Below are 25,928 nucleotides of genomic sequence, written 5' to 3' on the forward strand. Positions count from 1 at the left end.
TAAATTAATAATTAAGAAAAACTAAATGTATTCTACTAACTCTTAAGAAGGTTCATTTTTTTAACCATACTTTATCGTCTATGCCCCTTTGGATAGAAAAACATTTAGTTATTAAAACAAAATTTTATAAACACAAAACTAATTTTATAATTTGTTACTTTACTCCCAATCAATATACCTTGGGTCTCCACCAAATAGTTCATCAGCTACTAATTTACCAGCTTTATCAAAAGCCCTAATAGTCCATGTATCCTCAGAATACTCGTCAGTTACAAATAGTACATAATTATCCGTTACTTCTTGTAAATAATATTCTCCAATGTTTTCTCTTACATCTTCTAGTGTTAATTCATATTTATCCAGTGGCGTGATTTCTTCCATGTGGTTTCCAAGCGCAATATACTCAATATTTGAATTTTTTGCAGTTTTTATGGCAACTAAAAAATCATCATCGTCACCAATTCCACTAGATTGGAATGGTTTACCCTCTTCTAACGTATAACCCCATGTACCACCGTCATATCGATAAAACAAACCAAACTTCTTTTCTATTTCTGCAACTCCAAAAGTTTTATGAATCTTATCTTCAAATAATACTGCTTTTGCATAGTCGCCAATATCACTTGAACGAATCATCTCAACATCTCCCGGTACTGCATTTATCTCTTTAAAGTGTAGTTCTGAAAAACTACCGATTAAGAATATACCTAAAATCAAAAGTACAACAAATAAAGCTTTCTTCATTCTCTCACTCCAGACACTTCTTAACCATCATCTATATTATCCATCTTTCTTAGACTTGCTTCGTTAATACATTAAACAAAAAATAAGCGATAATCCTTCTTGTATTAATTAACTAGATTACCTATACCCGATACTCCAATCTCTAACACATTCCAAATAAGACCTAGAATCTTAAAATATAGATAGAAAAATCCCGCAGCTAGAATATAGAACAAAATTTTACTTTTATTCACGTTCTCACACCGTTTATCTTTTTCATCAACATTGTAGAATTATAGGACTCTTCCTATTTTTGATAGAGCCCTATTCACCTGAATCTCACCTTCTAGCTATCATCTCAATTTCAACTTGAGCACCAAGAGGTAAAGATGCAACACCTATCGTTGTACGAGCAGGATATGGCTCTGAAAATTGTTTAGAATACACTTCATTCATTGCTGTGAAATGATTCATATCAGTTAAGAAAACATTCACTTTTTCAACATGATCAGGAGTTAAACCTGCTGCTTCTAGTACATTGAAAAGATTCTTAAAACACTGTTTTGTTTGTTCAACAATGTCACCTTCTACTAGCTTTCCAGTCTCTGAGTCTACTGGAGTTTGTCCTGATAGAAATACTAAATCACCTGATTCAATTGCATGTGAATATGGACCAACCGCAACGGCTCCAGGTGCATTAAATGCCTTTCTTGACATATAAAAATCCTCCTTTAGTTATTAAATAAAAATAGTTGTATGTGATATTGTAATGTATTCGAATAGATAACCACTTATTATGTAGACAGGCTTACCGTAGTATATTTTTAAATCACTTTTTGCTATTATTTTTAAGTTAATTCCTTTTTTTTCTTCTTTCTTCTACCTCCAATCAATATAGCACCCATAAATGAACCCCATCCCAGTAAGTTAATAATTAATTTTCCTTCAAAATCAAGCCCATCATTAGTTAGGCTAAGTAATAAAGCACCTATAAGAAGAAGCGGGATTGCTAATAGATATCTCAAACTCTTATATCTCCTTTATAAAAAATTTAAGTAATCAAGCATGCTAAATGTATATTAACTTATTTTACCATATATTTACTCTGAATAATGCAAAAAGCAGTGTATCTCTTGGTAGAAATACACTGCTCCTATCATTTTTCTTTTAGTTATCTTTTTCAAGCTTCCTGGACTTCATAACTCTTAGATCGCCCAATCTCCCTTACGGAATACTGGAACAACTGTACCATCTTCTTTAATTCCATCAATATCCATTTCACTTGAGCCAATCATGAAATCAACGTGGACCGTTGACACATTTAGACCACTTTCTTTCAGCTCATCTTCTGACATTTTTGTTCCGCCTTGAAGATTTGTTGGATAAGCAGCACCTATTGCTAGATGATTTGATGCATTTTCATCAAATAATGTATTAAAGAATGTAATTCCTGATTGAGAAATTGGTGATGGATCTGGTACTAACGCAACCTCACCAAGACCTGTTCCACCTTCATTATCAAATACAAGCTTCTTCATGATCTCATCTCCCGTTTCCGCAGAGATGTCAACAATCTTTCCATCTTTAAAATGAACCTCAATGCCTTCAACCAATGTACCAGCATAGCTTAACGGCTTTGTGCTGCGTACAACACCATCCATACGACGTGTGTCTGGTGCTGTAAACACTTCTTCTGTCGGCATATTCGCAATAAATTCTTCTTCTTTTGGACTATAACTTCTTGCACTTTCCCAAATGTGATTCTTTGGTAAGCCTAGCTTCAAGTCCGTACCAGGCGCGCGGAAATGTAGTGAATCAAACTGAATGTCATTTAATTTTGCTGCCTTTTCATTCAGAACTTTAGTATGCTCTGCCCAAACTGCTACAGGATCGTCTTCATAAACTCGGCATGTTTTAAAGATTTGATCCCAAAGTGCATCTACCTGCTCTTCAGATGTTGCAAGATCAGGAAATACCTTAGCGGCCCATCCAGCACCAGCTGCAGCAGCAACTGTCCATTTTATATCATTGTTAAGTGTAGCAGTTCTCTGTGCCTTAAAGGCCTTTGCAACTTTACTTTGATAAGCAGAGATCTTACCTGAATCCACTCCATTTAATAAGTCTGGATCACTAGAAACAATTGAAAGACGGCTAACCTTATGGTTTAAAACATGATCATCAGACTCTTGAATTTCATAATCAGGTATATCCGTTAATACTTCCTCAGGTTGGTGTAAATAGTGCTGCTTCGTAATCACATCGTCAGACCATTTAATAATGACCTTTTCAGCACCTAAAGCATAGGCTTCTTTTGTTACTAAACGAGCAAGTGGCGCTTGATCAACTTCAATTGTCATTTTAACCCATTCGCCTGGTTGTACATTAAGCCCATTAGCGACTAAGAGTTTTGCATATTTTTGCAAATTTTGTTCGAAATTTGGAAGAACCATTTTATTACCTCCAGTAATATATGTATATGGTTATACTAGCAAAAGTTTTTGAAAAGTACTAATATATTTGCTCATCTGTTGAAATTGAAGATGGTTATTAGAATATTACGTTGAGAGTTTAAAAAAGATTACCAAGTGTTCAAATCTTGTGTCCTACCTTTTATGATAGCAAATTCTGTTACCAGGGTTATAACAATTAATATTAATTAAGATTCTCCAAAAAAGTACCTTATCAATCATACAAATAAAGGAGAGGCTTCCTATATGTATCAAAAAATAGTATGATTGCCTGAATCATACTATTCTAATAGATTAGCTTTGTTTATTTTCCTGTTTATCAATGAGAAAAGTGATTGGAACGAATAATAAAAATGCTAACAAAAGTAATGTTCCCCCTACGATAAATAACACCATTACCAGTGTCTCATTAAGATTAAACGGGTTTATATTGTACATCCACATTCCGGCAGTTAAGCCTAGAGCACCCAGCATTCCTAGGATACTATGAATAGGTACAAGTTTTTTATATTTAATTGTATATACCTTATAAAATATTCCCCAAGCAAACACCGATAACCATCCAACTAATAAAATATGAGCATGGATGGGTCTTAACGAATAATCCATATTCCCAGACATATGAGATCCTAGAAAAGTTCCAATTATGCCGAATATAGCTGAAAATCGAATGAGCCGGATACTCCAAGTTTGTTCCATGATTTATTCCTCCAAGTTTCTATTTATATTTGGGAGTGTAATTATGAAAGTCGTTCCTTCTGCAATTTTACTATCAACCTTAATTTCTCCCCCATGCAGGTCAATAATTTGTTTAACAATCGATAACCCAAGTCCTGTACCATCGCTTTTTCTGGATGAATCTACACGATAAAAACGGTCGAAAATTTGCATTACAGCTTCCTTCGACATACCGATACCTGTATCTTTAACAGCAATAGTTACAAAGGATTCATTACTAGATAAGCTAATCCAAATACTACCTCCATGTGAATTATACTTTATCGCATTTGTTATCAAGTTGTCCCAGACGTTGCTAATTAGCTCCGCATCCAACATTAACCGAATAGATGGCAGTTTATATGAAACCTCTATTTCCTTTTCCTGTAATCGCCATTGATACCTGCGAATGGTTTGTTTTATCTGTTCATCCAATTGGACCTCTGATATCATCATTGGATAGGCTTTTTGATCAAGGGATGTTAATAACAGGAGCTGCTTTGTTAAATTTGACAGACGTTTTGATTCATGATCAATAATTTGTAAATATTCTCTGAGTTCACGATGATCTACTTTTTGTGATAATAGAAGTTCAGCATATCCCCTGATATTCATTAGAGGAGACTGAAAGTCATGTGACACATTATTAATAAAGGATTTTCGTGCTTCATCATTATGTTGTAACTGCTTCTGCATTGTATTGAAGCTTTCTACTAATTGTCCTATCTCATCGTTACGGTTAAACGTTAACGGATAATGAAAATTCTCTCGAGTAATCTCTTTGGTAGCTTCAGTTAATTTTGTAATCGGCTTGATAAGATGCTTTGCAAACAAAATTACCCCACTAATACTAACAACAGCAACCGCCATAATAAACCATGCTAGAATCATATGAACATCCGAAAAAAGTAGTTCATTGTTTGGACGTAAGAACAACCCGTATCGTTCACCATTCATTGTGAATGGAACACCTACCGTATTCTTTAAGTCATTAGAAAAGTGTCCCATCATTAAAAACTTATCGGAAAATTCGTTCATACCATGATAAATTTCTTCTTCTGAGAGCACCTTTCTGGCATCTCTAGGAAGATCAGTCTTTGTAAAAGGTTTGCCAAAATATGCTTCTTCACCAGATTCGTTTACAACATATATCTGATACCCAAGGTTTCCAATCGACTCTAAAAAGGGTTTAAATGAGTTATTATCAGAATGCATATTTTCAAGGTTTACTGTTATTCTCTCTGCAACCTCTACATTATGCTTATCAATCTTCTGTTTTGTAGACGTCATGTAAATAAAGTTTGCTAAAATCATTCCAACCGCTATACTTATCGTTAAAATCAATAGAGTAGCTACTATGAATTTTCGATACAAAGTGTTCATTCCGATACCTCAAGCTTATATCCAATACCTCGAACCGTTTGAATTTCCACTGATGCATCGTATTTTTTTAAACGTTCCCGGATTCGGTTTATGTGAGTATTTAGTGTTTGCTCTCCACCTTCATAATCAACTCCCCATACTTGTTCAACTAGCACGGATCTAGGTGTAATCTTATTTACGCGTGAAGCTAATAAGCTTAATAATTCAAACTCTTTTAAAGGTGGTAGAACTGTTTCTTGATTAATAATTAATTCAAAGTTTTTCCGATCTATCATAACATTTCCTACTTTAATGACTGTTTCTATGGCACGTTCAACCCGCCGTAAAACAACAGCAACACGGAATAGGAGTTCCTTCACCTCAAAAGGCTTGACAATATAATCCTCAGAACCAGATAAGAAGCCTTTTTCCTTGTCATCTATTTGACCTTTGGCAGTTAGTAGGATAACAGGAATATCAAAATCATTTGTCAGTATTTTTGTTAATTCAAATCCATTCATCTCGGGCATCATTACATCGACAATTGCTAAATCTACTGTTTTTTCTTCCAATAAGTCTAATGCTTCTGCGGCATGATTAGCTCTAAAAACTTGATAACCTTCTCGGCTTAAGTAGATCGATACAAGCTGTTGAATATAAAGATCGTCATCTACAACAAGGATCTTCATAAAAACAAAACCTCCTAAAATGGAGAATACAAAGGAAACCCTTTGTATTCCATTTTTCTATCTATTATGCGATGCTTGCTTATCCTTTTCAAATAATAGTATTAGAGCTGGCAGGAGTATCCCACGTACTAGGAAAGTATCCATTAAGATTCCAATCGCGACAATGAAGCCGAATACGAAAAGGTCGGCGATTGGCATTGTTGTTAAGGCAGCAAAGGTTGCTGCTAGAATAATACCAGCAGAAGAAATTACTCCTCCAGTATTACGGATTGCAATTTCAAGAGCAGCTTTAACTCGATGAGTCTTCTTCTCTTCTATGAACCTCGATGCAAGGATGATATTATAATCAATACCTAATGCTACAAGGAAGATAAAAGCATATACTGGAACACGAGTACTTAATGCATCATAACCAAACAAAATATCAACAAGGAAAATACCAAGCCCCAATGCAGATACATATGAAAGTAAAATTGTCGCCATCATGTAAAATGGCATCTTAACTGAACGAGCCAGAGCGAATAAGAGTACTAGTATTAGTAATGTCTCAAGGATCACAATTGTATAAATATCTCTTGTATTCACATCGCGTTCATCTACTAGTTTAGCAGTTACTCCGCTGAAATATGCTTCTCCAGATATCGAAAGATCGCTTAATAAATTTGTACTTTCTTCACGTAACTCTTCAATTACACTCATAGATTCCGCAGAATATGGATTCGTTGCTAATACGACACTTAGCTTTAAAGCCTTTGAATCTTCAGATTGTGCCATTAATCGAACAGAAGCAATTTCATCATATTCTTGTAGTTTTTCTATAAAAGCAGCTGATTCATTTTCTTCTATAGGTTTATCACTTTCTACTAGCACTGTAGTAGGAGCTAGTTCCCCTTTGTCATATCTAGACTCTACAATTTCATAACCAACTCGAGAAGGCAAATCCTTAGGAAACTTTTTGACTGTATCAAACTCAAAATCAAGATTAAACAAATTCAAAGCAGTTATGATAAGGACAATTCCAACAATGCCTCCAGAAAAACCAGGCTTATTCACAACAAACTTAGCAATTGGTCCCCAAATCCCGTGTTTTACTTCTCTTACCTGGCCGTATTTTGGAACTTTCGGCCAGAATGCTTTACGACCAAATAATGTGAATAAAGCTGGCACCAATGTGATCGATGCTATTATTATGAAAAACATCGCTAACCCGAATATAGGGGCAAAGTTTTGGTAGTCACGGAAATTAGCAAAGAATAATATTAGCATTGCCGCTAACACAGTTGCTCCTGCAAAAAATACAGGCTCTCCAGTTGCACGCATTGCCAGTTTCATAGCATCATATTTACTTTCTACTTTGTTAAGCTCTTCACGGTAGCGTGAGAATACAAATAGTGAATAGTCAATTACTGCAGCAAAAAGTAAAATGCTCATAATAGAAGTCGTTGAGTTATTGATTTCTAACCCACCTGCTCCTAATAAAGCAACACTTTGATTGACTACCTGATAGACTATAACTGTTGCTAATAAAGGTATAAAGGCAAGTAGCGGTGAACGATAAATAGCAATAAGTAGTACTAAAATAATTACTATAGTTGCTTGTAATAACACAAAGTCAGCTTGTTCAAATAACTTGAGTGTGTCCCCGGCAATACCAGCAGGTCCAGTGATATAAAAGGACATATTCTCAAACTTATCTGCTATCCTATTGCCTATTTCTGAAACCTTGTCGTTGATTTCTGAGTATGCGCTATTGCCAAGACCTTGTTCTAATTCCATTGGAACAATCATCGTTGTACCATCTTCGGACATATAGCCCTCTAATGCTTGAGGTGGAAACGCGCTGATATCAAGGATAGTTTCAATTCCTTTAATATCTTCAGCAATTATTCCATTTAGTATTTGTTTAACCTCATCTATACTGATGTCTCCATTCTCATTATGGAATACAAGGATTCCAGGTGTGCCTTGCTCATTTGGGAACAATTCTTCTGTCATTTTCTCTGCTATTATAGATTGTGCTGCATTGGGAAGCGATTGAAAATTTGATACTTTATAATCGCCAAGCCTTGGACCAGCACTTAACCCTACCATCAATACTAGCCAAGCGATAATTGTAATCCACATCCCACGTTTAGTTGATACCCAATCTGTAATGGGATTTAATAGTTTTCTCAAAATGTAAACCTCCTTTTATGTCTTCGCTTATGATCTTACTAACGAAACATAAATTTTATATCAACTTTTGTTTACATTTGTCGAAGGTTTGAAAGGTTAAGGGGAAAGTAAAATTATATTCCAATTAATCTATCCATACATCAGTTCCACCTTATATAACAAATCAATTTATAATTGTTTCAAAGTTATTATTTCTTTCTAGCTTAATCTATTTAATAAGTTATGCATAATTTGGAAACACAAACAAAACCTAACAATAGTTGGAAATTAGTTGGTGGGTGTTGATATGCAATTTTCTCGGACTCAATTATTCTTTGTTCTTATTCTTTTTATAGGGATTTCCAATCATGTGCTCATCATGCCCCATTTACTCACATCAGGAAAACGGGATGCTTGGGTTTGTGTATTAGTTGCATTTGCTATTTTACTATTATGGGGATGGATTCTTTATGTAATTATGAAAAAAAACCAGCAACGACTGTGTCTGCATGACTGGATCAAAGCCCGTGCAGGGAGAATAATTTCGCGTTTTTTAATTAGCGTACTAGTAGCTTACGTGTTCGTGATTACTGCCATTTCTTTTTATGATCTAATTCAATCAGTAAATATATATTTTCTGCCGCGAACTCCATCCTTGGTTGTAATGCTTCCATTCTTATTAATTAGTGTATGGTCAGCCTATACTGGTTTAAAATCGATTGTCTATGTGTCAGCAGTTTTACTGCCAATTGTTTGGATGCTTGGGATATTTGTCGCAACGTTTACAATGAAAGAAAAAGATTATTCCTATCTTTTCCCGATTCTTGCTGATGGTTATCATCCGGTTGTAAAAGGAACCATCATCATCCTTGGTGGGAGCGCTGATTTACTTATACTATTGCTACTTCAGCACCACTTAAAAAAATCATTTACATTAGGTAACTTATTTCTACTCATTACCATATTAGCTGGCTTAATCCTTGGACCAACTATGGGTTCCTTGTCTTCGTTCGGCCCATTTGTAGCCTCTGATATGAGGTTTCCAGCTTTTGAGCAATGGCGTTTGATTACCTTAGGAGAATATATATCACATGTTGATTTCTTGGCGGTATTTCAATTATTAAGTGGTGAAATCATTCGGGTATCTCTAGGGCTCTTCCTTCTTGCTGATATGCTAAAAGGCGATTCCCGGGCTTCTGTTAAAAAGCACGTATTCGTTGTCTCTTCAATTCTTTTAGGATTAATGACATTACTGCCATTAAGTGATATATGGGTGCAAACAATGGTCGGAAAATACTTTTATCCAGCTGCTTTTTTAAGTGCATTGCTACTTTCATTGGCATTATTACTTATTAGCTTCCTACCAATGAAGAAAGGAATACAGAACATATGAATATGACGACGGATATAGATGATTTACTATCAACTGGAACATTGACATGTACTGATTTGAAACGTTTTTTTAATCACTATGCAGATATTGAATTTATACCGATTGAAAAAGAAGAAACTATCCAAGCTTTTTATTGCAAAGGCATGCTTGATTCAACACAGTTAAATGAATATTTTAATCGAATTCTTCTTAGCGTTAAAACTGAAGAACCACGAAGTCAATTCGATGTTATCCCTCCTGTCCAACATATAACTAAAATAAAGGATCTTGTAAATCTCGTTTTTTCAGGATCTCTTATTTTCTACCGCGAAGGTACGACTTTCTTTCATGTGTTTGATATTAGCAAGGTACCACAGCGGAGCCCAGAAGAATCGAAAACAGAGGTTTCAATTAAGGGGCCAAAGGACAGCTTTACAGAAGAGATGAATATCAACATTTCATTGATTCGCAAACGGTTGAAATCTGAACAACTCTATTGCGAAACTTTTACCTTAGGTACTATTAGTAAAACTGAAGTATCCCTACTTTATTTAAATGATAAAGCGAATCAAAGCATTATTCAGGAAATTCGTAATCGCCTTAAAGATTTTCAAGGTGAAAGCGTTGTTGGCAGTGGACAATTAGAGCAATGGTTATCTGATCGCTCATTTTCTCTGTTTCCATTATTCGACTATGCGACACGTCCTGATTTTGTCATCGAAAGCATGATACGTGGAAGATTTATAGTAGTAGTGAATGGGTCACCCTCCGTATTAATTGGACCTATTAATATTTTTGAACTAATTAAATCTCCTGAAGATGTTCATTTTCCTTACTATCTGGTGATTTTTGGGCGGTTTATTAGGATTGCAGGCTTACTCATTGCTATTTTTCTTCCAGGATTTTGGGTTTCGCTTTCTTCTGTCAATATAGATCAACTACCGTTTGCTTTATTGGCCACTGTCGTTGTTTCGCGTGAAGGGTTGCCGTTGCCAATTGGACTTGAAGCATTTTTTATTCTAGCGTTGTTTGAGTTGTTACGAGAAGCTGGGGTTCGAATGCCAACCGTTCTTGGACAAACCATTTCCATTGTCGGTGGTATTATTATCGGTGATGCAGCAATTCGAGCTGGACTTGCTTCCCCGACGATGATAGTAATTATTGCGTTAACAGCAGTTGCAAGCTATACACTTGTCAATCAATCTCTTGTTGGAACCGTTAGTATCCTCCGTCTTTATACATTACTACTATCCATTTTTTTAGGAGTATACGGAGTATTTATTGGATTTTTAAGTGTTCTTGTTTATCTTTCTACGTTAGAATCATTTAAAATAGCCTATCTTGAACCGTTTGCATCGTTAACATTCAAAGAATATTTAGATGCTTTTTTTGTGAATCCATTTGATCGTAAAAAATTTGGAATTTCATTCATTCAGAAGCGGAGAAAATAAAATGAAGCGAAAAACAATTTCTGCCACTCTTGCTTTATGTCTGCTCTTACTAACTAGCTGTGAAAATGACATAGGCGAAATTGAAAATCAAAACTTTGCAACTGCTGTCGGTGTTGACTTCCGAGATGGGAAATATTATGTCTATATTCAATTATTAGGGTTAAATAATGTTGCAAAACGTGAAGGTGGAAGTGTAGCCCCACCTGATGTTTATGTTTCAGAGACGACTGGTGCGACGTTTATTGATGCATTTTTCAATGCGTACCATACAATACAAGAACGGGTCTTGTGGGCGAATGTGACTGCAATTGTTTTGAGCGAAGATGTATTAAAGAAAGGATTGGGTAGTGTCTTCGATGGTCTTACACGTTATTATGAGTTTCGCCCTACCCCATGGATGTTTGGAACAAAGGAACCAATGGTCGACGTTCTTTCATCAACCGGCTTTTTCAATCAAAGCTCATTAGACACAATTCTGCACAGTCCGGAAAGTACATATGAACAAAGCTCAACCATAAGACCTATTAAATTAAATCAATTTGCGCGTGAGTTATTCGACCCTGGGTGCACCACTTATTTACCTTCGTTAACGCTTGATGACAAACAATGGAGGAAAAATAAGAAGCCTGATACAAAGCTAGTAATCGATGGTGCATTTTTTATCAAAGACCATAAATACAAAAGTTATTTTCCGTATGAAAAGCTAGCAGGCTTGCGTTGGATTACACAGGAGACCGTACGAGCTTCAATCTTATTACCAAATAAAAAAAATCCGGAATTTATTACGGTACTCGAAGACCAAATAATTAAAATCATACCAGAAAAACAAGCTGACAACTTTCGCTTCACCATTCTTTATTTTGCCAACGGGATTGTGAGTAACCGCATGAAGAATAATACACTTAATGTGGAAGCTATGGAGGAATTCGTAAAAAAAGGAATCATTTCCGAGGTGAGACAATTATATCAGTTAGGTTTGGAACATGATATCGATTTCTTAAACTTGGAGCACCATCTGTACAGGAACTATAACGCCGATTGGAAAAGAATGCAAAATAAAGATACCTTACTCAAAGAAGATAGTATCAAGTCAATAGAAGCGCATATCACGTTGGAACATTCAGGTTCATTTAAAAACCGGAAAATCACGATTAAGGAGTAAACAAAAAGCTATTCTCTTACTTTGAGAATAGCTCTTTTTGTTGCTATAGACTCTTCAAATATTGTCTCTATACTATAGTTGTGGTATTATCCCCACACTTTTATATAGTTTTTTCCGCTTCGTAATGTTGAAATTGGTCCTAGTACACTCTTTTCTTCCCTTTGGTTCCCTACTAAATCCATATCCAACACTACTTCGCTTCCATCTGGATTTTCAAATTCGGCATCTACGATACGGACTCTTTCCAACGTATTCGTTGAGTGAATCTCACCACTGAATGTCTCAAAGTTTTCAGGGAGCTCAATGGAAAGATACACTTCATTTCCTTCTTCGATAATTTTAACATCAGGATTAAAATCCTTCGCTTCAATCTTCTCGTTTTCTCTATCAAAAGACTTTGCACCTTTAAAGTATGCATTATGGTTAATATAAACCGGCTGTTCAACTTTATTAAATGCTTCATGATCACCGGGGCTTTGATGTACAGTTTCAATGTATTCTTCAAGTGAAGCAGGAGAACCGTTATAATGGGCCGTACCAACATTATCTAAAGCATCTTCTCCTATGAAAATATTATTATAAAAACAGTCATCTCCACCATATGTCACAGCAAAGCCGGCTACCTCTGTACTATGTGGTACATGATATGGTGTGGCACGATCAAGCATTTTCCGATTAACCATTTTACCTCGGATTAAATTATTTACATAGGCTCCACCTTGTGCATGATTATCTAAAGCATAGTCTGCAGTTAAGATGTTGTGGTCAACGATATAAGGACCACTACTCACTTCCACAAATAAATCACGACTGTTTCGGTAAAACAGATTTCTGCTGACTCTTGTTCCTTGTGTTTGCCAATCTAACCAGGTTCCTAATGAACAGTCATGGATCCGATTATTGTGGATTTGCACGTCGATTGCTGCATGTAACTTGATACCAGCAATCTCATGTCCGTAAAACTCACGCTTTATTGCTATATTATAAATATGATTGTTATAGATTTCGCTAAATACACAGCCCAGATGACCGACAATACCATTTTGGCCGCAATCATAGATTGTATTATTACGAATGATATGAGAACCGATTTTTTCTTTGCTCCAGCCAGCTTGCTTTGCTAGAAAAACTGATTCTAATTGATATTGATAGCCAGGCTTATCTTTCCTTTTTGTACGATAATTATTTCCTGTTGAAGCTTCCTTTCCAATACTAATAGCACTACATTTTGAGTCATGAATAATATTGTCCTCGATAATCCACCCTTTGCTCCAATGAGGTCCAATTAATCCAGGTTGGTCGGCTGTTGGAGGAGTCCAAGGGGTTGCCGCCTGGCATAGCTCAAAACCTCTCACCGTAATATAGTTAATGCCAATTTGCTCTGGATAAAAACAAGCTTTCCGTACATTAATTTCTACTAACTCTTCATTAGGATTTGAGTCGTGAAAATTTGCGTAGATGGTTGTAGTAGTCTCATCCACTTCAGCAAACCAAAGATATTTAGTTTGCTCTACGTTTACAACTGGAGCAATCGTTTGTGTCCAGTGGTCCAGGACTTCAGTACTAACTTCAGGGTTATACAATTGTTCAAGGTTTTCAGCCTCATAGAAAGACATGCCATTTAAAATAAACATCACCAAGATGTCTACCCGGATTATACACAACCCAATCCCCAAAGATTTCTTCTATGTATGGGTTATAATCTCCGAAAAATTCATTTGGTAATTCAACTTTCCAGACACTACCATCCACTTGTTCCCATTCTTGAATCTGCTCGGAACCTTTTATAACTACCTTCTCACCTTCAGCTGCTTGATAGGTAATTCTTCTATATTCACTTAATCCGGCATTCTTCGGTTTCACCCACTCGCGATATACACCCTCATGGACAATAATCGTATCTCCCGCTACTGCAACAGAAGCAGCTTTATTAATCGTTAAGAACGGATTTTGTTTTGTACCTTGCGCCTGATCAGAACCAGTTTTTGCTACATGATATTCAAATGGCATGTTATTTCCTCCTTCATGTACAATATACGTCCATTATAGTTGGAAAAATCTCCATGTATCTATTCGAAAAATAGTATAATATAAGACGATATTAGTGTTTTTTTAGGGGGGAGAAACTTGTGGCTTTTTTTGAACGTCATGGAGTTGAAGAGAAAGAATTATTTCAAACGTCTAAACTCAGTAATTTCACCTTTCCTCTCCACTTTCACTATGCATATGAGCTAATCATTGTACATGCTGGAGAATTAGTAGTAACGATTGATCAAAAAGAGTATTTGCTCCGTAAAAATGATGCTGTATTTGTTTTTAACAACCAGCTACATGAATTGAAAACAATGAATACGTCTGAGATCTCAATTGTTATTTTTTCACCTGAAATAATCGGACACTTTTTTATGAATTACAAGGGACACGTTCCAGAAAATAATTGTATACACCTCAGCGCTGTACCCGACTTACCTAAACTGGATTCAATATATCGGCAAAAAAGCTTTCTGTATGATATTTGTGATTCCTTAGTGAAGAATACAGCTTTTATTCCAGTTGAACACTCAACAAAAACGAAGGTGTTACATAAAATATTGCTTTATGTCGATCAAAATTATAGTCGAGATTGCACCTTAAAAAGTATTGCAAAGCAACTCCGCTATGATTATGCCTATCTATCAAAACTGTTTGTTCAGATGACCAATATCACCTTTACCGAATATCTAAATAACTATCGGACTGCTCAAGCGTGTTATCTATTGAAAAACAGTGACCAGTCCATAAGCGAGATAGCCAGTACTTGCGGGTATAATAATCTCAGGTCGTTCAATCGCAATTTTAAAATGATAATGAAAATTTCACCTAGCAGATATAGAAGAGACGAACCTGCCACCCATAAACAGGAAAATGCTACTTTATAATTCAAAGTAGCATTTTCGATTAAATATGTAAGACTCAACTACTCATTTAATCCCTTACCGCTGAGAATGTGCTGCACATATTTCTCTATCCTGGACTCCCGGGTTTTGGATTGTTTAGGCTTTGTAAAATAAATGATGTATGCCCGCTGCCGTCCTGGTGTCAACGCTTCAAAAGCTGTCTTCAAAGCTGGGTGTTCATTAAATTTAGTTTGAAGTTCTTCAGGTATTGTGTACTCTGCGGTCTTTTTAAAGGTAACTTCCTTACCTGCTTGTTCAATTTCGATAGCCTCATGTATATAGTCTTTAATGACATGTTCCAGCTCATTGATTGCTTGAACACTGGTAAAGCGAAACTGACGCTGTGTCTGCGAATTTTCGCCAGGTGCGACTAATCTCCCTTTTGGATCTTTTAATAACACACCTTTAAAAAACATAAGTGCACAATATTCTTTAAATGGTTGAATGATCGCGATATTACTTCCCTGAAACGAGTAGCAGGGTTTACGCCACTTAAATTCTTCTGTTAGTCCGCAATCAAGACTGACTTTTCTCAGTTTCTCAATTTCTACTTTCCATTTTTCAGATTCCCTTACGTATTCATCAACCTTAGGATTAAAATTTGTGTTCAAAGAAACACCTCCCCGTTTAATCATCCGATTTCTCCGACATTTTTATCATAGTAAAACAATGATTTAATTTCTAGTATCTTTATTTCTTTGAATAGGCTCTTTATTTGATCTTTCCACTATTTTATTTAACTCTCCCGTATCCCCTTTTGCATTGATGATTTCTAGTAGTTGATTTAAACCCTTATCAGCTTGATCATTTTTATCACTCATCGTCTGACCTCCTTCATTATCATCTTTAGTATGTAAAACTAGTGCCTATAAACGATCTTTCATATTGGCATACATTGTCCTTACCGACTCATCTATTTCATCACGGGACATCCTCATTGCTTTTTCGGCACGAGCATAACCAATTTCGGTTTTTCCTTCTTCAAGGCCTTTAAAAATTGCATCTGCAAATTCATCTACAGGAGTGCCAAATGTATGTAGACCAGCTCCTCCCAAATCGGTATTAACTGCCGGCGGTGCGACTTCGATTACCTCAATGGAGGTATCTTCGAGTTGGTGCCTTAAACTCATTGTAAATGAATGAACCGCTGCTTTCGTTGCAGAATAAACGGTGCAACTGCCATTGGAGTAAATGCTAACCCAGATGAAACATTAACAATCGCAGCATAGTCTTTACTCGCGAAGTACGGCGCAAATAGCATGGAAAAATGAAACGGCGCCTCGATGTTGGAGGTTATTTCTTGATTGTAATAGTTCCAATCGTCCCTCGCATTTGACGTAAGCAAATTATAGCGTTGCTGTATGCCTGCGTTGTTTACAAGTACATTCACCTCAGGGTACTCGCTTATTACCCAGTCAAACAAACCAATCCGGTCAGATTCTTTTGTGACATCACAAACACGTGTAATTAAATCTGGATATTTTTCCTTAGCTTCATTAAGTTTTGATTCACGTCTACCACAGATAATGACTTTATTGCCTGCTTTTAAAAATCTCTCAGCAAACGCAAACCCAATTCCTGCTGCACCGCCGGTAATAAGTACAGTATTTTCTATTAGCTTCATTTAATCCCTCTTTCATATGACGTAACTGTATTTTCTTATGGATAGTGTAACCTTTTTAAATCTTCTTAAAAGCCATGGTTAATAGATATTGTAGAAATTCTAAATCGCTTACTTTCTCCACCAAATGTGCTATGACCCAATCCAACGTTGCAGAATAACAGTTCGTCCACGGTCGATGCATTTGGTCTATTCCCAGCTGCAATATTTCTTTTGGCGATTGTTTTCATTTTTGGCATGGTCCTTATAATCTTGAGAATGTATTTTCGAATAACAATAAATAAAGGATAAGGACGTAGAAGTTACACAAAAAAAACGCTCATTGTTGAACGTTTTTGCTTGTAATAAATTGCTAACCCTACTCTTAGTTAGTAGGGTTTTATAATTTAGACTCTTATCTTTTAAACTCTTAAACTCTTAGCTTCCTGGTATTTCAATTTTTTTCTTTTCAACTTTTTTAGTCCATTTAAATACCTTGTTAAGTTTTTGATAAATACTCTTGCTTTCTTTCGTCATAAGTGGTCCTAGTATTGCTAAGATGAGAACATATAGGGCAGTAAAAGGGGTTAAAATTGAATTCAAACCAGCGGCAATTCCTAAATTAGCAACAATAATGGAAAATTCCCCTCGAGCCATAATTGTTAATCCAATACTAGTAGAAGCTTTATGAGATAGACCAGCTTTTCTTCCTGAGATCATCCCGGCAACAAAATTTCCGACAATTGTTATGACGGCGGCGCCAATCGCTAACCAAATTGCATCTGCTAAGGTCGATGGATCAATGCTCAGTCCAAAACTGAAGAAAAATATGGCTCCAAAGAAGTCGCGAAATGGCACAACAAGATGCTCAATTCGGTCTCTGTGTTCGGTTTCTGAAAAAACTAAGCCCAATAATAGAGCGCCAATTGCTTCTGCTACATGAAGTGTTTCAGAAAATCCTGCTACAAAAAATAAGATAGCGAATATAACAATAATGAATAGTTCATTTGATTTTATATTTAGCCACTTATTTAACAAAGGAGCACCTTTTCGTGCAATTATGAAAAACAATAACATATAGCCAACTGAAATGAGGACGGAAGTAATTATTCCGAAAGCGGAGGTAGAACCTGCGAGTAAAACACCAGACATGGTGGTTAAAAACAAAGCTAAAAAGATATCATCGAATAATATAATCCCCAAAATCAGCTCTGTTTCGGGATTTGCAGTTCTTTTTAAATCAACTAAAACTTTTGCAACTATTGCGCTCGATGACACACTTAGTAATCCTGCAATAATCAGTGTTTCTAACCAAGGCATACCTACTATAAAACCATAGAAAATACCTAATACAAAATTGATAGCTACATAGATACTTCCACCAACTACAATATTACGCCCCGACTTTGCAAGCTTACCAACTGAGAATTCTAGACCTAGATAGAAAAGTAAAAATAGCACACCTATACGGCCCAAAAATTGGATGATCTCATTACTCTCTATAAACCTTAAATCTATTATTCCAAAGTGTGGTGCATGAGGACCCACCAGCATACCTAATATAATTAAAAATGGTATGATCGAAAACTTAAGTTTATTTGCAATTATTGAACCAATGGCAACAAGGACAAGCGCAGTACCTACATCTAATACTAAATGGTTCATCTACATACCTCACCCCCTACTTGATAATAAATTTTTTATGACCTCTTTAATCTGTTCTCTTTCACCTGAGATTACTAGAGTATCTCCTACCTCAATGACCGTGTTTGGACCTGGATTAAGAGACTTTTTTGTTGTTTTTTTCTTAATGGCAATAACAGTAACACCAAAGTTATTTCTAATATCAATCTCACCAATAGTCTTATTTATAGCTGGTGCATCAGGCTCTACTTGATACCATTCCACAATAATTTCATCAAAAGCAAAATCCACAGTTTCTAATGCTTTTGGTTTGTATGCCATTCCACCTAAAATACCTGCAATTTGCCTAGCCTCTGAATCATCAAAGGTAACATTACTTATTACTTCCTCATGATCATCTTGATCAAAGTGATAAATTTCTCTCCGCCCATCATCATGTATAACGATTACAAGTTTATCTTGATTTTTTGTGATAATTTCAAATTTGTAACCAATACCAGGTAATTCACTTTCTCTAATATTCATTTTTACTATTCCTCCTTTAATACGTTAGATTTTGATTTACGTGTTACGGTTAAAGATTTACATCAATCTCAGTTTTAAGCTTTTCTTCCTTCGATATGCCAAGATATTTGAGTGTTTCAGATGGAGTTGAATGATGAAAATGTTTTTGAAGCAAAGAAATGGCAACACCCCTTTTGTAAGCATGGAATCCAAAAGTTTTGCGCATAGAATTAGTTCCAATCTTTCCTTGAATCCCTACAGCCTCTGCAGCATTATGGATGATGCGATAAGCTTGTTGACGTGTAATGGGCTTTCTCGTTTTAGCTGATTGGAATAAATATTCATCATTGCCCAAATGATTTTCCTGGATATAGTGTTGAACTGCCATTTTAACCTTGTGATTGAGGTATACTTCTTTGGTTACTTTAGTTTCTTTATATGGGAGCAAAATGAAATCCCTTATGGAGCTGTTCTCCTCACAAACATCGCCGGCCTTTATATCCAATAATTCTGTAATTTTTAAGCCTGTGTTAATTCCAAAAACAAAAAGAACATAGTCTCGTTCAGAGTGTTTTTTCAAATATCGTTTTATGGCATTAATTTGCTTAACATCTCTAAGTGCTTCAACATATTCCATTCTTTTTCGCCCCTAAGTAATGTTACATAATCATATTATATAATACTATTATGTAACATTCAAATTTTAAGTCTTTGAATTTATTCTGCAAGTTGTTTTAAAAAGATTCAAATTAAGATTGATACTATAATAGAGCCCCAAAATTTAAAAACTGTCCTACTATTATCATCAGAACAGATTCTTATGAACCAGAAAATTATGAAGAATGTATATCCATTAGTTCATAAACATCGACAACAAAAATACGCGATAACCTTAATGAATCATCGCGCTCTTTAATTCCTCTTTCCAACTCTACCTAAGATTTACTACTTTCAAAGATTACAGATTAATACCTAGTTAAGCAAAAAAACCGCCACTCAATGTGAATGACGCTATCTCTTTCAACTTCTTCTGATTTTTTTATAAGAAATATATAGCAACAAAGGTGGGTTAATCCTGATGAATAACGCAGCTGTTATTTGAACATACGTTACCGTTGTTCCTACCTGTAATTTTTAAGTGATTGTATGAATTCTTTTACGTTTCTTATCTTTTCGTCGGGTTGAACACTAAACTCTAATGTCTGATAATTCGGCAACCACTGTACTCCGACTGTATGTACGTTAGCACCTTTACCAGCCAGAATGTCAGCATCACTATCTCCCAAAAAAATAGCATCAGTGTTTTTAATGTTAAGCTGTTCCAATGCCTTATTTAATCCCTCTGGATGTGGTTTGGGTATAGTAACATCATCACCCGTAATAATTACATCAAATATATCATTCATCGAAAGGCAATCTAATGAGATAAGTAGGCTTCTGCTTGCTTTTCCTGTTACAATCCCTAATTTATAACCTTCCCTTTTTAAAAGTAGAAGTAAATCGTTAATCTCCTTATTATCAACAACAAGTTCACGATGCTTTTCACTATATTTTTCATAATACAATTCAATTGCTTTATCGTGATTTGAATTCATAAGATTTTCTTTAATGATCCCGGTCTCAGATGGGCCGAACATTGCCTTTATTTCATCTGGGGTAACCTCAATATTGTCAAACTCCTTAAATACAGATTGAAAAGCATAGAAACATACTGGCAAAGTATCAGCAAGAGTACCATCGAAATCAAATATAATCGCTTTAATAACTACACACCCTTTATCAAGATATTGTATCTTTATTGGCTTCTAAACTTAGAAAAAGTTTATAAATTGAGAAGAGTTTTTAACTCTATTAAAAATTCGTTTATAAATAATACTACTTCTCTATTGTGTTATAAATTCCGTTATAAACTATCCTGCACAGTAAGTTAGTACAAATAAAAAGTGAAGTTCTCCTTCTTAAGGGATGCCCCCTTTAACTCAATAAGGAATAACTTATTTTTTACCTTTTAAGTCTCCATAATGGTCAACAATACTTTTCAACTTGCTTAATGTCGAGGTTAGATAACTTTGTTCACTTTCAAGCTCAAAATGTAGAATATTCTCTTGATGTGCCACTTCTTGAAAACATCCTTGGATGTTTATTTGACCTAACCTATTAAAATTAAGTTCGATTCTCAGATTATTTCCTGATTCTGAAAAAGTAACTCTGCCTTTTAACTCGTTATAACATTTTTCCAACTCAATGAAGAACTGATATACCTGACCAGTGGAAAACCATATTTCAGCATCTTTAACAAAATAATTCCCACTCTTTATGTCGATTTTGCCTTTAACATCATAACCACCCAAATAGCTTGTTTCATTAGGAAAACCATACACTTCTTTAAATTCAATCTTTATGAAACCCTGTTTTCCATCAATTATAAACTCATTCATTTTATATCACTCATTTCATTCAGGAACGTATTTTTAAGGATACTGAATTTCCCCACAACACAACAGTTCCTTCTTCATCGATCATTCGAACTTTAATAACATATTTGATATAAATAATGTGACAATAAGTGATTATTTCTTAGCTTTTCGTTCTAAAAGTATTGGTGCTATATTTAATAAGATAGAAACAATTGTCAAAAACCATAATGCCCTTTCCATTCCAGGCACTACATCCATTATAGCTGCCCAATCTTCCACTTCTACCCACACCGATACAAGACTGTATTCTGCACAAAGTGTTAAGGCTGTAAATGATAGCCCTATCGCCATTGCAAGCTTATAATCCTTACCTGCTGTATACATATAAAGATTTATAAAAGTTGCTACTATTGCAATAACCCCTAATAATAACCACATGACTATACCTCCAAATAATTTAATTGCTTCTTCGTACAATAGTTAATTTCAATAATAAATGCGTTAATCCTTCCTGGACCAACGCACCCTTTATCCTAATAAGAATCCGATGATATTCCCTTCCCACCTCTTGTTAGTAAGGTGTTGATTCTCTCCATTCCAGTAATGATTGGTTTTGCACGGCTTATTAACGTTTGCGTAGATTCAAGAGATAGAGAAGCTTGGTGGGCATTTTCATTACTCCACACTTCATAAACATATACACAATTTGGTTCACTTTCAGTTGTATTAACGAGATATACCTCGCATTCATCCAGATTCTTCATTGATTCTGCCGCTTCCAACAAAATATCTACCATTGTGTCACGTTCGCCTTCTTGTACCGTAAATTTGCCAAATAAACTAAATTTGTTCATTATAGTCCTCCTAATTGTAGTGACCTGTTAATTGTTTATTCATACCATCATTGTAATCCTATAATTTTGGTACAGAGATACTTATAATACTTCTATCCCGCATCGGTAGTTTAATAAATTTAACAGAAAGGGCATTAATCCTTCTTACGTCTTTATTGTTAAATAAAAGAAAAGTTTTATTTTTTTATTTCCCACTCTAAGTCTTCATCCTTAATTACTTTTTCTAGTATGTTATCATCTACGATTTTAAAAGATCCATCTCCTATTTGTACTTCACCATCACCAAAAACAATACCATCTACTTTTGAATCAGTATAAAGAGTAAGCCAGTATTCTACGCCCGGGGTTATATCGTGTTTCTTTAATTTCATGTTTGAAGGCTCTTCTATGATTCTTTTTATCGTATTTTCATCAGTGATAGAAACTGTTTTCTGTACATAACCTTTTTTATCGTCCCTTTTTGTCCAAAGGATTTCAATTTTATTAACTTTTTCGCCTTCACTTAGCATTTCCGATACGGCTTCATTATAATAAGTGTATTTCATTCTATCCAAGATAAATATACATCCAGAAACGATGACAATTAGACTTATTACAGTAATAGTTATATTTCTTTTCAACCTTTTCTCTCCCTTCGAGTTTAATATTCTATTAAACTATGGCCAAATCCTTTTTTAAACTATTTTGCATCGTTTTAAATATCAATATAAAAATGCGATAATCCTTTTTGGATATCGCACCCGTGAGTCATATAAAAAGAAGCTAGCAGATTGGATTCTTCCCTCTAAAATTTATACTTATCAAAAGTCCTATTTGGAGCAAGAACCGTTTCATCAGGCACATAACATTCTCTATCATGATAAGGCATTTCTAACTCTTTCCATTCAAAGTTATCTTAAACACTTTTAATGAATAGATCATATCCCTCGCCATCTAAAGGCATTAGACCTATTCTTGCTTCTTCATGCTTTAAGGCTACATCAATCGCCTCTTTTAATACCAATAAAGCTGTTCGATTGAAAATTAGGTAGGCGTTTCTATGCCACAAAAAGGATAGTCAATAACGATTCATTCAACTAATGTTGTGATAATGAAGAAAATCATACGTTTGTTAAATAGCATATATAAGATTCACCCTTACTTATGAAATAATATCAAAATTCTAGGTACTGAGCCTTCATAGAATTCCTCTAAATTTTCCAACGACAGATTTCGCAAATTAATTACACTTTGAGGAATTTCTGAACTATCAACACTATAGTCATCTTCTAAGACCCGCCATAGTTCAAGTTCTGTCCAAGTATTTGAATATTTCCCAATATATCCAGCAAGATGAGAAACTACTTTATCTGCACCCGCTACTTTATAAATAAACTTCTTGTCCGTTAAATATCGAGCATACGAATGATGGAAGTCCTCCTCGATTACCAACGGACTATTTTGTAGTTCTTCTGGGATTTGGATTAAGAAAACCTTCTTATCGCGGTCAATATTCGTTAAATCAATACCACGAATATGGATTTGTTCCTCTGTATAACCCATGCTGAGCAGTTCATTATAAGACTTTACCTCTTCATCTGCTAATGCATCTTCAAAGGATGTCAGCTTTTGGTCGCAAGCGATAAACTCATAAACAGCCATAATTATAACCTCTACTCTAAATGATTTTTTACAATAACGTTTTACTGGAACAAATCCTACTATAAATCATTAATCACAATATAAGTTGCCTTCACTGGTCCATGTACTCCAACGACTAAATTAAGTTCAATATCTGCTGAATTGCTTGGTCCCGTAATAAAATTTATACAAGAAGATACTCTTCCGGTCTTTTGATTGAATTCCCGCATTTTCTGAGCTGCCTGGGTCATTCTTGGAACAAGTGAACTTTTCGGAATTAAGGCAATATAAGTTGCCGGTAAAAAGCTAACCGTTCTCCCTTTATCTTTATCACTAAACAGAACAACAGTTCCAGATTCAGCTAAGGTAATCTCACTTATTGCAATTCCCACATTCGCATTTTCAGCTCTTTTAATATTGTCTCTACCCTTTGTATAATCCCATTCGGTAACTTCAATATTCTGAGATGGCCATTCAGTTTGAAGTAGTGGATCGAGTCCCCATTCTGCGAATCTATTATCCTTCCATGAGATAATTGGGCCACCACCATGCTCTGTTACTACTTGTTGCAGGGTTGCTGTAAGATTAGTTAGTTCTATAGTAAAAAGAGACGTGTGGATTTTCGTACATTGCTCTTTTAATACTTCAAGTAGGTCATCCTGTGTTGCGTCTATTAGTACTTCATCTTGAGGACGATACTTCCAATTTGGTCTTTCAAGCGGGGAAGTTTTTCTAGGACGGCCGAGTTGATTGGAAATTTTGTTTAAAAATACTTCTCGATTATGAATTTGTCCAACCACAATCACTCGCCCCCTTTTTCACGATTTTTAAACCAGTCTCTAAATCTCACTTTAGTTGGTGCAGGAAACTCACGTATACCAGTCCATTCTTTTAATGGACCTGGTCCCTTTGAAATCATTTCATCTACTGTAAATGGATTCAAAGCTTTTGGAGCCATTTTTGATCCAATATTATATAGGAAAGGTGAAGCAGCACCTACCCCAAAAGCTTTCATTGCGAGCTTCTCTGAGATTGGCGCTTTTCCTTCCTTCTCAACAATTACTTCTCTGTGTTTATGAAGTAGATTATGCAAGGGTATTTTTACAGGGCAAACCTCTGTACATGCACCACAGAGTGTTGATGCATAGGGAAGTTCTTTGTACTCCTCATAGCCACCGAGTAATGGAGATAACACAGCACCAATCGGTCCTGAATAAATCGAACCGTAGGAATGCCCTCCAACATGGCGATACACCGGACAGACATTGACACATGCTGCACAACGAATACATTGTAAAACAGACTTGAACTCCCCACCAAGGATATTCGAACGTCCATTATCTACTATCACTAAGTGGAATTCTTCAGGCCCATCTACATCTAATTCTTCCTTAGGTCCAGTTAGTACGGTAATATAACTCGTTAATTTTTGACCGACTGCACTTCTCGTTAACAAGGAAACGAGTACTTCCATTTCTTCAAAGGTAGGTACAATCCGCTCCATCCCCATTACAGTAATTTGTGTTTTAGGAAGGGATGTGACTAGATCTGCATTTCCTTCGTTAGTAACCAAGCAAAACGATCCCGTTTCTGCTACGGCAAAATTACATCCAGTAATCCCGATATCAGCCGTTAAGTACTCCTGTCGCAACATTTCACGAGCATGCCACGCCAACTCTTCAGGCTTCGATGTTTTCTGGTAATCTAGTTTCTCTTTAAACACATCGCGAATTTGTTCTTTGTTTTTATGTAAGGCCGGTACTACAATATGTGACGGCGGATCATGGTCATCCACTTGGAGGATATACTCTCCGAGGTCAGTTTCAATTACCTTACAGCCTTCCTCTTCTAATGTCGCGTTTAAACTGATTTCTTCTGTTACCATAGATTTAGATTTAACAACTTTTTTGGCGTTCTTTTTTTGAACGATTTCGCGGATATAATCATTCGCTTCTTCCTTCGTCTGGGCAAAAAATACATTCCCACCACGCATGGCTACATTTTCACTTAACTGCTCCAAATAATAGTCCAGGTTCTCCAATACATGCTGACGAATTGCTTCTCCGTGCGAACGCCAGTCTTCCCAGTTCCCAAATTCCTCAACCGCCGTTTGCCTCTTTACACTCATTCCATCCTGTGCACCCGAAACTGCTCCACGCATAAAGTCGTTTTTGATCCCTTTATCTACGCGTTCCTTAAAAGGCTCATTGCCTACTTTCATCGCCATACGTGTATTCCTCCAATCAAAAGAGAGT

28 protein-coding genes and 1 pseudogene are annotated in these 25,928 nt (G+C 35.7%); 4 read left to right on the forward strand and 25 right to left on the reverse strand.

Annotation, left to right across the window (positions count from 1 at the left end):
- Nucleotides 1–159 precede the first annotated feature (159 nt).
- The 8 genes from AB3M96_RS19425 to AB3M96_RS19460 form a co-directional block, all read right to left on the reverse strand.
- Nucleotides 160–744, reverse strand: a complete 585-nt coding sequence (locus AB3M96_RS19425; protein WP_412969259.1) for a hypothetical protein — start codon at nt 742–744, stop codon at nt 160–162.
- A gap of 318 nt (nt 745–1,062) precedes the next feature.
- Nucleotides 1,063–1,440, reverse strand: a complete 378-nt coding sequence (locus AB3M96_RS19430; RefSeq protein WP_412969260.1) for a RidA family protein — start codon at nt 1,438–1,440, stop codon at nt 1,063–1,065.
- A 131-nt stretch (nt 1,441–1,571) separates the two neighbouring features.
- The gene (locus AB3M96_RS19435; RefSeq protein WP_412969261.1) at nt 1,572–1,748 is read right to left on the reverse strand and encodes a hypothetical protein; all 177 of its coding nucleotides are present in this window, start codon (nt 1,746–1,748) and stop codon (nt 1,572–1,574) included.
- Between the two features lie 180 nt (nt 1,749–1,928).
- Nucleotides 1,929–3,173, reverse strand: a complete 1,245-nt coding sequence (locus AB3M96_RS19440) for an aminopeptidase (RefSeq protein WP_412969262.1) — start codon at nt 3,171–3,173, stop codon at nt 1,929–1,931.
- A gap of 312 nt (nt 3,174–3,485) precedes the next feature.
- Nucleotides 3,486–3,890 (reverse strand): hypothetical protein, encoded by a 405-nt coding sequence (locus AB3M96_RS19445; RefSeq protein ID WP_412969263.1) that lies wholly within the window; start codon nt 3,888–3,890, stop codon nt 3,486–3,488.
- 3 nt (nt 3,891–3,893) lie between these two features.
- Nucleotides 3,894–5,291: a sensor histidine kinase gene (locus AB3M96_RS19450; protein WP_412969264.1), complete on the reverse strand. Its 1,398-nt coding sequence runs from the start codon at nt 5,289–5,291 to the stop codon at nt 3,894–3,896.
- A complete protein-coding gene (locus AB3M96_RS19455) occupies nt 5,288–5,959 on the reverse strand; it encodes a response regulator transcription factor (RefSeq protein ID WP_412969265.1) in 672 nt (223 codons plus the stop codon). The genes AB3M96_RS19450 and AB3M96_RS19455 overlap by 4 nt, the downstream gene beginning before the upstream one ends.
- Before the next feature lie 57 nt (nt 5,960–6,016).
- Entirely contained in the window at nt 6,017–8,134 is a 2,118-nt protein-coding gene (locus AB3M96_RS19460; RefSeq protein ID WP_412969266.1) for an MMPL family transporter, read from the reverse strand.
- Nucleotides 8,135–8,420: 286 nt separating this feature from the next.
- Between AB3M96_RS19460 and AB3M96_RS19465 the strand changes: the two genes are divergently transcribed.
- From AB3M96_RS19465 to AB3M96_RS19475, 3 genes are read left to right on the forward strand one after another with little or no spacing between them, the layout of a single operon-like run.
- A complete protein-coding gene (locus tag AB3M96_RS19465) occupies nt 8,421–9,506 on the forward strand; it encodes an endospore germination permease (RefSeq protein WP_412969267.1) in 1,086 nt (361 codons plus the stop codon).
- Nucleotides 9,503–10,936, forward strand: a complete 1,434-nt coding sequence (locus tag AB3M96_RS19470; RefSeq protein ID WP_412969268.1) for a spore germination protein — start codon at nt 9,503–9,505, stop codon at nt 10,934–10,936. The genes AB3M96_RS19465 and AB3M96_RS19470 overlap by 4 nt, the downstream gene beginning before the upstream one ends.
- A 1-nt stretch (nt 10,937) precedes the next feature.
- Nucleotides 10,938–12,098, forward strand: coding sequence for a Ger(x)C family spore germination protein (locus AB3M96_RS19475; RefSeq protein WP_412969269.1), 1,161 nt, complete (start codon nt 10,938–10,940; stop codon nt 12,096–12,098).
- Between the two features lie 86 nt (nt 12,099–12,184).
- On the opposite strand, the gene AB3M96_RS19480 is transcribed toward AB3M96_RS19475, so the two are convergent.
- A complete protein-coding gene (locus AB3M96_RS19480; protein WP_412969307.1) occupies nt 12,185–13,732 on the reverse strand; it encodes a right-handed parallel beta-helix repeat-containing protein in 1,548 nt (515 codons plus the stop codon).
- Nucleotides 13,701–14,108: a DUF1565 domain-containing protein gene (locus AB3M96_RS19485; protein ID WP_412969270.1), complete on the reverse strand. Its 408-nt coding sequence runs from the start codon at nt 14,106–14,108 to the stop codon at nt 13,701–13,703. Before AB3M96_RS19485 ends, AB3M96_RS19480 begins: the two co-directional genes overlap by 32 nt.
- Nucleotides 14,109–14,227: 119 nt before the next feature.
- Between AB3M96_RS19485 and AB3M96_RS19490 the strand changes: the two genes are divergently transcribed.
- The gene (locus AB3M96_RS19490) at nt 14,228–15,016 is read left to right on the forward strand and encodes an AraC family transcriptional regulator (protein WP_412969271.1); all 789 of its coding nucleotides are present in this window, start codon (nt 14,228–14,230) and stop codon (nt 15,014–15,016) included.
- A 38-nt stretch (nt 15,017–15,054) separates the two neighbouring features.
- Here AB3M96_RS19490 and AB3M96_RS19495 read toward each other — a convergent pair whose 3' ends face one another.
- From AB3M96_RS19495 to AB3M96_RS19565, 15 genes and pseudogenes are all read right to left on the reverse strand, one after another.
- Nucleotides 15,055–15,669, reverse strand: coding sequence for a YdeI/OmpD-associated family protein (locus AB3M96_RS19495; RefSeq protein ID WP_412969272.1), 615 nt, complete (start codon nt 15,667–15,669; stop codon nt 15,055–15,057).
- Nucleotides 15,670–15,708: 39 nt separating this feature from the next.
- Complete coding sequence (locus AB3M96_RS19500) at nt 15,709–15,855, reverse strand: hypothetical protein (protein WP_412969273.1); 147 nt, start codon at nt 15,853–15,855, stop codon at nt 15,709–15,711.
- A gap of 45 nt (nt 15,856–15,900) precedes the next feature.
- Nucleotides 15,901–16,658, reverse strand: a pseudogene (locus AB3M96_RS19505) (SDR family oxidoreductase).
- A gap of 65 nt (nt 16,659–16,723) precedes the next feature.
- Entirely contained in the window at nt 16,724–16,894 is a 171-nt protein-coding gene (locus AB3M96_RS19510; protein WP_412969274.1) for a hypothetical protein, read from the reverse strand.
- A gap of 178 nt (nt 16,895–17,072) precedes the next feature.
- Nucleotides 17,073–18,299 carry a cation:proton antiporter gene (locus tag AB3M96_RS19515; protein WP_412969275.1) on the reverse strand — a complete coding sequence of 409 codons (1,227 nt, stop codon included), beginning with the start codon at nt 18,297–18,299 and terminating at the stop codon, nt 17,073–17,075.
- A gap of 9 nt (nt 18,300–18,308) precedes the next feature.
- On the reverse strand, nt 18,309–18,803 hold the full coding sequence (locus AB3M96_RS19520; RefSeq protein ID WP_412969276.1) for a cation:proton antiporter regulatory subunit: 495 nt from the start codon (nt 18,801–18,803) through the stop codon (nt 18,309–18,311).
- A gap of 49 nt (nt 18,804–18,852) precedes the next feature.
- On the reverse strand, nt 18,853–19,419 hold the full coding sequence (locus tag AB3M96_RS19525) for a tyrosine-type recombinase/integrase (protein ID WP_412969277.1): 567 nt from the start codon (nt 19,417–19,419) through the stop codon (nt 18,853–18,855).
- A 484-nt stretch (nt 19,420–19,903) separates the two neighbouring features.
- Nucleotides 19,904–20,545, reverse strand: a complete 642-nt coding sequence (locus AB3M96_RS19530; protein ID WP_412969308.1) for an HAD family hydrolase — start codon at nt 20,543–20,545, stop codon at nt 19,904–19,906.
- A gap of 231 nt (nt 20,546–20,776) precedes the next feature.
- Nucleotides 20,777–21,220 (reverse strand): WapI family immunity protein, encoded by a 444-nt coding sequence (locus AB3M96_RS19535; protein WP_412969278.1) that lies wholly within the window; start codon nt 21,218–21,220, stop codon nt 20,777–20,779.
- Between the two features lie 132 nt (nt 21,221–21,352).
- Nucleotides 21,353–21,637, reverse strand: coding sequence for a hypothetical protein (locus AB3M96_RS19540; protein WP_412969279.1), 285 nt, complete (start codon nt 21,635–21,637; stop codon nt 21,353–21,355).
- Between the two features lie 95 nt (nt 21,638–21,732).
- The gene (locus tag AB3M96_RS19545) at nt 21,733–22,053 is read right to left on the reverse strand and encodes a putative quinol monooxygenase (RefSeq protein WP_412969280.1); all 321 of its coding nucleotides are present in this window, start codon (nt 22,051–22,053) and stop codon (nt 21,733–21,735) included.
- 176 nt (nt 22,054–22,229) lie between these two features.
- A complete protein-coding gene (locus AB3M96_RS19550; RefSeq protein ID WP_412969281.1) occupies nt 22,230–22,673 on the reverse strand; it encodes a hypothetical protein in 444 nt (147 codons plus the stop codon).
- 517 nt (nt 22,674–23,190) lie between these two features.
- Nucleotides 23,191–23,694, reverse strand: a complete 504-nt coding sequence (locus AB3M96_RS19555; RefSeq protein ID WP_412969282.1) for a hypothetical protein — start codon at nt 23,692–23,694, stop codon at nt 23,191–23,193.
- Between the two features lie 59 nt (nt 23,695–23,753).
- A complete protein-coding gene (locus AB3M96_RS19560; protein ID WP_412969283.1) occupies nt 23,754–24,473 on the reverse strand; it encodes a LutC/YkgG family protein in 720 nt (239 codons plus the stop codon).
- A gap of 2 nt (nt 24,474–24,475) precedes the next feature.
- On the reverse strand, nt 24,476–25,900 hold the full coding sequence (locus tag AB3M96_RS19565; RefSeq protein WP_412969284.1) for a LutB/LldF family L-lactate oxidation iron-sulfur protein: 1,425 nt from the start codon (nt 25,898–25,900) through the stop codon (nt 24,476–24,478).
- Nucleotides 25,901–25,928 lie beyond the last annotated feature (28 nt).

Origin of the sequence: Ferdinandcohnia jepli, assembly GCF_047246645.1 — a bacterium.
Classification (GTDB): Bacteria; Bacillota; Bacilli; order Bacillales; family Bacillaceae_L; genus Ferdinandcohnia.